This window comes from Clostridium luticellarii, assembly GCF_002995845.1.
In the GTDB taxonomy this organism is placed as follows: Bacteria; Bacillota; Clostridia; order Clostridiales; family Clostridiaceae; genus Clostridium_B; species Clostridium_B luticellarii.
The window spans coordinates 1-10,829 of sequence record NZ_PVXP01000091.1 but is presented as its reverse complement, the minus strand read 5'-3'; the positions used below and the strand labels follow the sequence as shown (position 1 = coordinate 10,829).

At 33.6% G+C, this 10,829-nt stretch carries 13 protein-coding genes and 1 tRNA gene; 3 read left to right on the top strand and 11 right to left on the bottom strand.

Features of this window, described 5'->3' with window-relative positions; translation table 11 throughout:
- Positions 1-81: 81 nt before the first annotated feature.
- Genes CLLU_RS16865 through CLLU_RS16855 form a run of 3 tightly spaced genes read left to right on the top strand, consistent with a single transcriptional unit; the run spans position 82 to position 1,137 of the window.
- Complete coding sequence (locus CLLU_RS16865) at positions 82-285, top strand: spore coat associated protein CotJA (protein ID WP_207656023.1); 204 nt, start codon at positions 82-84, stop codon at positions 283-285.
- A 12-nt stretch (positions 286-297) separates the two neighbouring features.
- On the top strand, positions 298-552 hold the full coding sequence (locus CLLU_RS16860; protein ID WP_106010933.1) for a spore coat protein CotJB: 255 nt from the start codon (positions 298-300) through the stop codon (positions 550-552).
- Between the two features lie 12 nt (positions 553-564).
- On the top strand, positions 565-1,137 hold the full coding sequence (locus tag CLLU_RS16855; RefSeq protein ID WP_106010932.1) for a manganese catalase family protein: 573 nt from the start codon (positions 565-567) through the stop codon (positions 1,135-1,137).
- A 90-nt stretch (positions 1,138-1,227) separates the two neighbouring features.
- On the opposite strand, the gene CLLU_RS16850 is transcribed toward CLLU_RS16855, so the two are convergent.
- From CLLU_RS16850 to CLLU_RS16800, 11 genes are all read right to left on the bottom strand, one after another.
- A complete protein-coding gene (locus tag CLLU_RS16850) occupies positions 1,228-1,974 on the bottom strand; it encodes a DUF3307 domain-containing protein (RefSeq protein ID WP_106010931.1) in 747 nt (248 codons plus the stop codon).
- Positions 1,974-2,840: a SatD family protein gene (locus CLLU_RS16845; RefSeq protein WP_106010930.1), complete on the bottom strand. Its 867-nt coding sequence runs from the start codon at positions 2,838-2,840 to the stop codon at positions 1,974-1,976. The genes CLLU_RS16850 and CLLU_RS16845 overlap by 1 nt, the downstream gene beginning before the upstream one ends.
- 80 nt (positions 2,841-2,920) lie before the next feature.
- The gene (locus CLLU_RS16840) at positions 2,921-3,430 is read right to left on the bottom strand and encodes an AAA family ATPase (protein WP_106010929.1); all 510 of its coding nucleotides are present in this window, start codon (positions 3,428-3,430) and stop codon (positions 2,921-2,923) included.
- A 120-nt stretch (positions 3,431-3,550) separates the two neighbouring features.
- On the bottom strand, positions 3,551-4,105 hold the full coding sequence (locus tag CLLU_RS16835) for an MFS transporter (RefSeq protein ID WP_106010928.1): 555 nt from the start codon (positions 4,103-4,105) through the stop codon (positions 3,551-3,553).
- Between the two features lie 612 nt (positions 4,106-4,717).
- On the bottom strand, positions 4,718-4,942 hold the full coding sequence (locus CLLU_RS19225) for a hypothetical protein (RefSeq protein ID WP_242977719.1): 225 nt from the start codon (positions 4,940-4,942) through the stop codon (positions 4,718-4,720).
- A 468-nt stretch (positions 4,943-5,410) separates the two neighbouring features.
- Positions 5,411-5,495 (bottom strand) — tRNA-Leu (locus tag CLLU_RS16825).
- Positions 5,496-5,630: 135 nt separating this feature from the next.
- Positions 5,631-6,002, bottom strand: coding sequence for an HIRAN domain-containing protein (locus CLLU_RS16820; protein WP_106010927.1), 372 nt, complete (start codon positions 6,000-6,002; stop codon positions 5,631-5,633).
- 102 nt (positions 6,003-6,104) lie between these two features.
- Positions 6,105-6,683, bottom strand: coding sequence for a lytic transglycosylase domain-containing protein (locus tag CLLU_RS16815; RefSeq protein WP_106010934.1), 579 nt, complete (start codon positions 6,681-6,683; stop codon positions 6,105-6,107).
- 25 nt (positions 6,684-6,708) lie between these two features.
- Positions 6,709-7,326, bottom strand: coding sequence for a dephospho-CoA kinase (gene coaE / locus CLLU_RS16810; protein WP_106010926.1), 618 nt, complete (start codon positions 7,324-7,326; stop codon positions 6,709-6,711).
- Between the two features lie 28 nt (positions 7,327-7,354).
- Positions 7,355-10,006 (bottom strand): DNA polymerase I, encoded by a 2,652-nt coding sequence (gene polA, locus CLLU_RS16805; RefSeq protein WP_106010925.1) that lies wholly within the window; start codon positions 10,004-10,006, stop codon positions 7,355-7,357.
- 212 nt (positions 10,007-10,218) lie between these two features.
- Positions 10,219-10,773: an MEDS domain-containing protein gene (locus CLLU_RS16800; protein WP_106010924.1), complete on the bottom strand. Its 555-nt coding sequence runs from the start codon at positions 10,771-10,773 to the stop codon at positions 10,219-10,221.
- Positions 10,774-10,829 lie beyond the last annotated feature (56 nt).

Below are 10,829 nucleotides of genomic sequence, written 5' to 3'. Positions count from 1 at the left end.
GTATAAATCTATATTTATATTAACACAATCATCTTCAATGAATATATTATCATTGTAAAGAGAATATAAGAGGTGAAAATAGTGTATTCAAAATTTGTTCCCTATATGAATCCAGAAGAATATATGGACCCTTCCATATTCACAGCTGACTCAGGTAAAAGATTAGCACAGGCTTATGTGCCTATGCAGCCTTATATAGGTCTGCTCCCATTAAAGGTGGCACTGCAAAAAGGCACCGTATTCCCCAATCTGGTCATACCTTATCCCGATAATCAATATAAATAGGAGGAAATAAATATGAAGGACGGTAAAAAATTACTAGATAAGATACGACAGGTAGAATTTGCCGCAGTGGATTTGAATATCTATCTAGATAATTTTCCTGATAATAAAAAGGCCCTGGCTGATTATAATACCTTGTCAAAACAACTTATATACCTAAAAAGAGAATATGAGACAAACTTCGGAATGCTCACTAATTTCGGATTCAGTCAAAGTGAATATCCCTGGTCCTGGGTAAATGAGCCCTGGCCTTGGGAAGCTGACAAATAGGAGGTCACATATATGTGGATTTATGAGAAAAAATTAGAATATCCTGTTAATATTAAAAGTAAAGATATACGAATGGCTAAATATCTAGTTGCCCAATATGGAGGCCCTGACGGAGAATTAAGTGCTGCCCTCAGATATTTGAATCAGCGTTATACCATGCCTACAGGCAAAACTAAAGGTTTACTTACTGATATAGGTACGGAAGAACTAGCACATGTAGAAATTATAGGTGCTATGGTATACCAGCTTACAAAGAACGCTACTGTATGTGAATTGGAGGAAGCAGGTTTAGGCGGGCATTTTGTTCAACATGGACGTGCCCTTTACTGGCAGGATGCCAACGGTTTTCCCTGGACTGCCACCTATATAACCGCTACTGCGGATCCAGTAACGGATCTTCATGAAGACATGGCAGCAGAACAAAAGGCTAGAACAACTTATGAACATCTGATAACTTTAACGGATGATCCTGACATAACAGACGTTCTCAAATTCCTGTGGGCAAGGGAAATTGTTCATTTTCAGCGTTTTGGAGAAGCTCTTGTACACGTTCAAGATAAAATGGATTCTAAAAAATGTTATTAAATTTGCAACTGCCGGCACTCAAAAATGCCGGCTTGATTTTTGAATCCCATGAATATGAGCAAACTCCATCTTAACCTAAGAATCACTTTTTTATAATAGCATTTTCTTTAAAATAAGAGTTGCAATAATAGAAATGGCAATACTTGTTAGAGTGCCAACCAGATATTTTTCGGCAAACTCCCTGTCATTGAGCTGATTGAATCTGGCTAAACTCTTTGCAGCCAGCACCAATCCCACAGTAGATAATTGGTTCTGCAGCACCAACGTTGCTGCAATAATCCTTTCAAGAATGCCTATGGTATATCCTACATTATAGTTTGTCACTCTATATTCATCTTTATCATCATATTTCCGGCTGGAAATGTGTGAAAGCACCTTTTTCACAGTAACTGCTGCGGGCTGCAGCATCACCAGGTAAACCAGCATGTAGATTATGCCATTATTGATGTTTGCTTTTCCAAATACATATAAGGCTGATTGAAGAAATCCTCCCGGATGTATGTCCAAATGGAAATAACAAGAAACAACAAATATGACCCCGAGATGTAAAATTTGATCGAAAAAATAGCAGAAAATTTGAGCATGTGCAGCAACCTTTTTATCTATAAAAATTCTGGCATAATCAACCACCAGATGTGATATGCCAATAATAACTGCTGCACCTACAGAATTCCTAAAATCGGTAGATATAAACAACACAGCTGCGCTGACAAAGGTGTATAATGCACAATGCTCCAGTAACTTTAGAAAATGCTGTCTTTTTTCCACAGCCATCTTTGATGACTGCAGCACAAAATCTCCAATAAAATGAGAAATAATAAGCAATAAAGTTACCATTATCTATCCTCCAAATTATATTGATTCATCAATTTCAAGGCAACAACAGCAGAGTTTCTTGCTTGATAGATATTACCTGCTTTTATGGATTTGTCCATATTCTGCCTGCTTGTTCCCAGCAATTTAGCCAATTTCGCCGGAAGTCCCTTGACTCTTCCTGAAGACACATAAAACTGTTTCTCATCAGCCAGAGCGTCTATTGGACTACAAGCAAGGTTTAAATCCAAATGGACAGACAAAGGGCATTTGGATATACTTCGACTGGATCTCCACATGGTGTAATACCCGATTTGATTTTTTTGTGCAATTAAAGAATTAAGCTCCACAAATCTATCAAGTTGAAGTGCACCACCTATATCAATAGGATACATCAATTCTGAAAGTAAAAACAGCTCATTTTGATATTTGCTCTGATTTTTTACCAATATGGCTGCTGTATTTATAGCTGAATTGATATAAATATCATTCGGGCTGTCCGAGAATAGAAGGGTAGAATACCCCAGAGAATCCTCTACATTATCAATGGCATATCGCGCATTATGGTATGCCGGTCCATCCTGTTCAGTAGAAATACCGCTGTCTATTCTTACACTCCATTCTCCTATGCCAATCCCCGCCCGGATCTCAACAGGACGAATCAGCATATTAAACAGCCGAAGGTAAAGATAGGCAGCCTGAGGTGAAGAAAACAGGCCCTGCACCTCATCGCCAGCACTGAACACAACATTAAGCTCCAGTACATTCCCAAATATTTTATTTAAAGCAGAAATAATGTTTTTAATATAGTTTTGAAGATTAATCCGATCAGTTTGCTTATAGTCTCTTGATTTTTTTAAATCTATAATCAGAGCAGAGTATTTTCTCATCTCTCTCACCTCGAGTTAATTGTACAATATTCAAAAGCGAAGTGCAACCATTTCAGGTTGCTATATGCAAATGCAATAACTTAAGGTTGCTGTATAATATGTCTATATATTATTTCTGCTGTATTTTTTGCAGAAATCTCGCTTACATCAATTTTCTCTGTATCCATCTCAGAGTATTTTTTTAATCTTGATACACTTCTTTCAATAACATCTTTCTTCCTTATCCCCTGATTGATATCTTTTGTAATTCGTGCAATTAATGATTGTTCTGAACATACGATGGAAAATTTATATAACTTACAATCATTTTTGTTTAACCTTGATAATACATCATCAAGGATATTTTGTTCATGCATTACCCAACAGAAAATAATATTTTCATATTCTGAACACAAAATAAAATTATTTAGAAGATAACTAATATTGTCAATTACCATCTTTTTAGTTTCATCTGTAACAATAAAAGGGGACATATCCCAACACCAGTCACCATCAAGGAAAACACAATTAGGTAATATTTTTTGCAATTCTTTACCTGTTGTCGTCTTTCCTACTCCCATCGTTCCATTTATGAAGACAAGATTTTTCATTACTTTAATCACCTATCATTTAATTTATTTTTATGCGAAATTAATATCTATTATATGGCCTTAATATCAAATTCCATAATACCCTCCATATATATTTATATTATAAACATATTCGCATTCTCAATCTTGAAGTTTTCTTATATGCTTATTTTTATACCACAAAATACTTGTAACTGCTCCTAATATGCCTGTACATAAAAACATAACAGCCATTCCGCTTCCTGCACCAAAACCTACTATCTTCTGTAAATTCAGAGCAACTACATTATCAGATTTCATAAAGGGTTCAAATACATAATCTGCTAAAAATCCCCCTAATATAATGCCAATAGGTATGGTGCAAAACTGAACTGCATTTCTGACAGCAAAGACTCGCCCCTGCATTTCTTTTGGAACAGTATTGTACATAATAACATTTTGCCCTGCATTGACAAATGGAATTGGTACGCTTGCCATAATGGCTGCTATACACCAAACAAATATGGTTTGCCCTGCACCCATCAACAAATCACCAAATAGAAATGAAAATGCAGCAGAAAAATATATTAGCTTTAAATTATCATCTATAAGTTTTTTGATTGAAACAATAATTCCTCCTATAATACCACCTATACCTAATATCCCGCTAATTATTCCAAGAGCATAATTACTTCCATCAGTTCTTGCCAATATCATTGGAGATAAAATATTCTCATAAGTCAATCGTGAAAAGAAATTTAAAAATGCCATACTTTTGAATTTTAATTCTACATGTATATATTTTATCTATTATGCTATAGATACACTGTACAAAGGAAAATGTCATCATGAATATCAATGGAAAAAAGTATCTACTTTGACCTTCTGCTATAAACTGTATTGCACTAAACATATATAAATCTGTTTGTCTTATTAATCAAAGCATTATACCACTCTAAGGCTTGTTTTTTACTGTCAGAAGCAATATAAAGGATAATTTCTTCCAAATCATCTACAGCTGTCTGTTTGTGAAAATTTAACATTATAATCATTTCTCAATGCGGTAGATGGTTTAATTATCATCGGCACGCATCTCCTATCTATACTCTTCATTTATATCTTTATCCTTGTAAACTTGAATCATCTGATCACTGACAACCCCACTATAATTCATGATATAAAAAAAGAGTCTATATAGACTCTTTTAATACTTGTATATCATAACTGTTTCTTGCAGTAGCTTTTTTAATTTCTTTATTTCCCTCTTTTAATGTATTGGTATCCTTTTTTATGTCCTTCACATCACCAGATACAGTCTTTAAGGCTGACTTAATTAGTGTACTTATAATCTTTTATATTATCCCCCAGTTTTTTAAAATGTCGGTCAGTTTGTTCTGCTTGTGCCTGTTGTCCTTCTATTACTGTATTTATATTACTTTTTAATTCTTCAAGGATTACAGAGTGTTTATTTAATAGTTTTGTGTGTTCGTCTAGCTTATCATTTATCGGCTGTAATAACTGTTTTATGACTTCAATATCTTTTTTATCTAACATTTAAAATCAGCCCTCCAAATTTTATATTTTAATTATAGCTGAATATCCATATCCTTTCAACTGCTGTTTATATTTTCCAAGTGTAAATTACTTATCCCTTTTATCATATCTACAGATAGATTTTTCCTTTTTATATTCAATTAAAATCAGATTATTTTTGGTAAGTCCTGCACATGGAAACTATGAATAGATGTTTTATGGATATCTCTTTTTTGGTTGTAACTACTTAATATTACCTATATAATTTACTTCTTGTAATTCTGCCCACTGAACTTCTGCCAGTATAATCAGCTTTGATGTACTTTTTATGTCCTCTAATATAAGTCTGTGCTTCATTCTTTTATCACCTTCCCCTGAAAAAAGGCAAAAATAAAAAAGTGTAATACGTACTTAGTAAAAAATACTAAATAGCATATTACACTTTAAGCGTCTGGAAACCGACACATTTCAATATCTGTCTAACAATTTTGGTGCGAAAGACGGGACTTGAACCCGTACGATTTTACTCACACGCCCCTCAAACGTGCGCGTCTGCCTATTCCGCCACTCTCGCATACATCACATACAAGTGTTATTATAATGACTTTTCGCACCATTGTCAACTAAAATTTTTATCATGATGTGTAAAATTACTGTAATTTTTCAACCTATAATAATTTTACATTAACTCTAGCATTCATAAAAATCCTTATATCATCATGTCTTTCAGTTTTCTGACCATTTCCTGTATTTCTTCTTCTTTTAAATTTTCTCCCACTTCATCCGGTGAGAGAACAAGGGCAATCACACTGGAATGGGTAATAAAACAAACCTGTGCATAGGCATAACCTTCTATATGATCATAAAGTCTTCCAGAACTCACCGTTCCCCTAAAAACGGTACTGGGGCTGTTAGCAACATAACCAACCGTGCCGATATAGGGAAGTTCTACACGTATTGCCTCATGGTCATATTCATTTTCAGGTTCTTTTACAATCTTGAGTATAAGGCCAACTTCAAAGGGTTTTTTATCATAATAATGATTCAGTCCTGTAATTGTGATAAAATAATTTTCCTCCATATACAACATCCCCCTTAATCTAAAGTTCAAAGTGCAGATATCAAACAAAGATCACTTTTACATTATAACCCACTTTAAAGAAAAACCCCATGACCTTGAGGCCTAGGGTAAGCTTATCAAAAAAGCACTTGTCATATTTCCTTCGTATAAATATCTGTAAACTTTATAACTCACTTCCACCTTTTTAATATATTTATCAGTCTCTTTAAAAGGGATATACTGGAGGCTTTGCCCATCCATGGAATGTTCAGAGTTTTTCAGCCATTTTTGTACATTCCCTCTTCCGCCATTGTAAGCAGCTAGGACAAGTTTCATATCACCGTTGAATTCCGTATTCAAATCATTCAGATACCAGCACCCCATCTTAATATTGAATTCTGGATCATTTAACATATTCTCTGTAAAATCCGTTATATTCATTTTCTCTGCTGCCCATTTGGCAGTTTCTGGAGTTATCTGCATAAGTCCTATGGCATTTTTACCGGATCTTATATCAGGATTAAAATTACTCTCCGTCTTGATTACGGCCATTACAAAATGTGGATCTAAATTATACTCTTTGGAATACCTTACTACATAATCTGAATATTTTAAAGGAAAATAGTATTTTATAATATTCTTTGCATTCAATACTGCCATTATCACCAGTAAAACTATTACTATTTTGCTTATAAACTTCAATCTCATATATGCCTTAAATATTATTTTAAGGCATTCCACCCCCTAAAATTTCATATTTAATCTTGCTCAATATTTTCTCCAGCTGATTTTCTGTTTCTTCCAATGTATAGGAATTATCCAGTATAAAATCCGCATATTTTTTCTTTTCCTCTAAGGGCATCTGGGAATTTATTCTATCTACTACCTGTTCCTCCGTCAATTTATCTCTCTCTTTTACTCTGCATATTTGAGCTCTTCTATCCGCCCAGACCAGCAAAATCAAGTCCAGATTTTTGTAGAATTCATTTTCTATGAGAGTCGCTCCATCCACTATACATATTTTTTCTCCATTTTTTTTCATGTGATTCATATCATCCAGTATTTCTCTCTTGATAAAGGGCATTATGATATTTTCATACTTCAACTTTTCACCTGCATATGAAAATATATAATTTCCAAATTCTTTCCTTTTAAGTCTTCCAGAATCATCTATGAATTTTGTACCAAAAATCGATCTTATTCTGTCCATTATAACAGGGTATTTTTCAATTACATTCCTGGCTATATCATCTGCATCTATCACTTTTATGCCTTTTTCCCGAAGCATCCTGGAAACAGTGCTTTTTCCACTGCCTATACCTCCTGTAAGGCCTATTTTAATCAAAAGCTATCCCTCTTTTCTTTAAACCACCCTATTTAGCCTCATACCAATTGCTTCCCGTACTTATATCCACTTCAAGAGGAACTTTAAGCTGAAGTACATTTTCCATCTCATTTTTTACAATGCTTTTCACTCTGGCAAGCTCCTTCCTATATACATTTAAAATCAATTCATCATGTACCTGAAGTATCAGTTTGCTTTTTAAATGTTCCTTTTCCAAACTCTTATATACATTTACCATGGCTATTTTTATAATATCCGCTGCACTTCCTTGAATAGGTGTGTTCATGGCAAGCCTCTCCCCCAGGGATTTTATTATTTTGTTTGAAGACTTTATTTCAGGTATGAATCTTCTTCTGTTCATCAAAGTGGTGACATAAGACTTTTTCTTGGCCTCCTCCACTATATTGTCCATGTACAATTTCACATTGGGATACCTTTCAAAATAAGTATCTATATACAGTTTAGCTTCTTTCCTGGATATGTTCAAATTTTTAGCCAGGCTAAAATCTCCTATACCGTATACTATACCAAAATTCACCGCTTTTGCATTACTTCTCTGAGCAGGTGTGACCTCATCTATGGGTACCTTAAAAACCTCTGAAGCAGTTTTAGTATGGATATCACTGTGATTTATAAATGCATCTATCAAATTCTCATCATCTGCAATATGGGCAAGAACTCTTAATTCTATCTGTGAATAGTCTGCCGAGAGTATAACGCAGTCTTCATTATCTGGAACAAATATCTTTCTTATTTCCTTTCCCATTTCATATTTTATGGGTATATTTTGAAGATTGGGTTCTGTACTTGAAAGTCTGCCTGTAGTGGTAACCGTCTGATTGAAGCTTGAATGAATCTTGCTGTCCTCCCCTATAACGGTTTTCAAGCCTTCAATATAGGTAGAATACAATTTGGTCAGCTGCCTGTAATATGTTATATTTTCAATTATAGGATGTTTGCTTTTTAATTTTTCCAGCACCTCCGCATTAGTGGAGTATCCCGTTTTAGTCTTTTTTATTACAGGTAGATCCAATTTTTCAAAAAGTATTTTACCAAGCTGCTTTGGAGAATTTATATTAAATTCTTCTTCAGCAAGAGAATATATTTGATTCTGCACCTTACCTATTTCCAGCTTGAATTTTTCCTCCTGCTGTAGGAGCTTGCTTCTGTCGACTTTAAATCCTTCATACTCCATGGATGCAAGCACAGGTATAAGAGGCTGTTCCACTTCGTACAAAAGCTTTTCCATATCTCCCTCCTCTATTTTTTGTTTCAGCACAGAATAAACTTTTTCAAGCATTGCTGTTTCTTTTACAAAGAGATCTTCATCTTTCTTTGAAATATCAACTCCTGCATACTCCCTGATAATATCCGTAAGTTCATAATCTGATCTGGAGGAATCTATAAGATAAGCTGCTATCTTTATGTCAAATTTTATTTTTGAAAGCTTTATACCCATTCTGTGCAGTATACTGCAGGGAGATTTTACATCATAACTGATTTTATACAAATCAGTATTCTCAAATAGAGCTTTCATGGATTTTATTGTACCGTCTCTGTCTTTCTCATATAACTCACTTACATCTATCTCAAAATTTTCTTCTCCTAAATTTATAAATATTCTATCTATGAAATTTTTAGAATACACTTTGCTGCTGATTACACTAAAATTTATATACAACAAATTGTCTTTTGCTTTAGAATCCGACAGGGAATTTATGAAATCTTTCAGCCCACCTAAAGTATTTATGCAATCAGCTTTTACTTTAAAATCCCGGGGTGTATCTGCCTCATCCTTTTCTTCATGTTCAGCATCGGATATTTTGCTTATAAGGGATCTAAATTCAAGTTTTTCAAACAAGTTTCTTAATCCTTCAGCATCATATTGTTTTTTTGATTCAATGGAGCTCAAATCCATTTCTATAGGAACATCTGTAACAATGGTAGCAAGTTTTTTGCTGAAGGACGCCTGCTCCCTGTACATTTTTAGATTTTCCCTCATCTTTTTACCATTTATATTGTCTATATTTTCAAATACATTTTCTATACTTTTATATTCCCTGATAAGCTTGAAAGCGGTTTTTTCACCTACTCCTGGAACTCCCGGAATATTGTCTGACTTATCACCCATAAGCCCCTTTACATCTATAAATTGTCCGGGGGTCACACCATATTCTTCTATCATTCTATTCCTATCATATATTTCCTTTTGAGTGATTCCCCGCTTGGTTATAACCACCTTTACCTTATCCGTAGCCAGTTGGAGTGCATCCCTGTCTCCTGTGATTATATATACTTCCATCCCATTACTTTCGGCAAAGACGGATAGTGTTCCCATTAAATCATCTGCTTCAAATCCATCTATTTCAAAAATATTAATGGACATCATATTTAATATTTTTTCCACTATGGGAAACTGCTCTGACAATTCAGGAGGCATTTTTTTTCTTCCAGCTTTGTATTCAGTATATTTATCATGTCTGAAAGTGGGTGCACTCCTGTCAAAAGTACAGACTACATAATCAGGAGCAATTTCTTTCTTCATCCTCAATAACATATTCAAAAAACCATAAACTGCATTGGTATGGGTTCCCTCTGAATTGGTCAAATCCGGCAGTGCATAAAATGCCCTGTTCATCAAGCTGTGTCCATCTAATATTAACAGTTTTTCATTATTCATTAAACTACCTCCAGAATAATTTCATTTGTAAGGAAGTCAATCTCTCAATTAACTATAACCTATTATATAATATATTTTTGTAAATGCATAATTTTTATCAATTCAGGCTAAACTTATACTGCCTTGATAATGTAATATCTCCCATAAGTTTAATTGATTTTACCTAAAATTCTAAATGTAATTTAAAATAATCCTGGCTTTTGGAGCCAGGATTATTTCAAATTCATCAATAAATTATGTTCTTTCAACTCACCATTATATAATCTAAAGAAATGATTTTTATAAGATTCTTTAAGAACATTGTCATCTATAAAATCCTTATTATTCAGATAATCTTCAAAATCATAAATACACATGCAGGATGCTCTTGCACCTGAAATTATATTGGATATATCTTTGTCAAGACGCAGAAAATCTTCGACACAGGTTTTAGAAATCACATAATCAATTTGCAGAATAAACCTTATTCCTGTATATCCCTTCTCAATGTTCCTTTCTATAAATTTTGAAAGATCCAATTTTATTTTATCCAATTTCATTTTTTTGTAGTAATTCATCATTTCACCTGCATCAAAACATTCCACGTAACTTCCGTATTCACCTAAATACTTTGATAAATTCAAATATATTCTTTGATCCGTATAAATGCAAGCTTTTTCCCTCTTGTCAATGCCATCTTTAATGTATTTACACATATTTAGGACTAAATGTTCTAATCCATAGTAATAAAATGAAGAATGAAATCCAAAAATATCACTATTAATCATGGTTATTTATCCTTTACACAATAATTTTATTGATTATATATTCTACATAATATGTA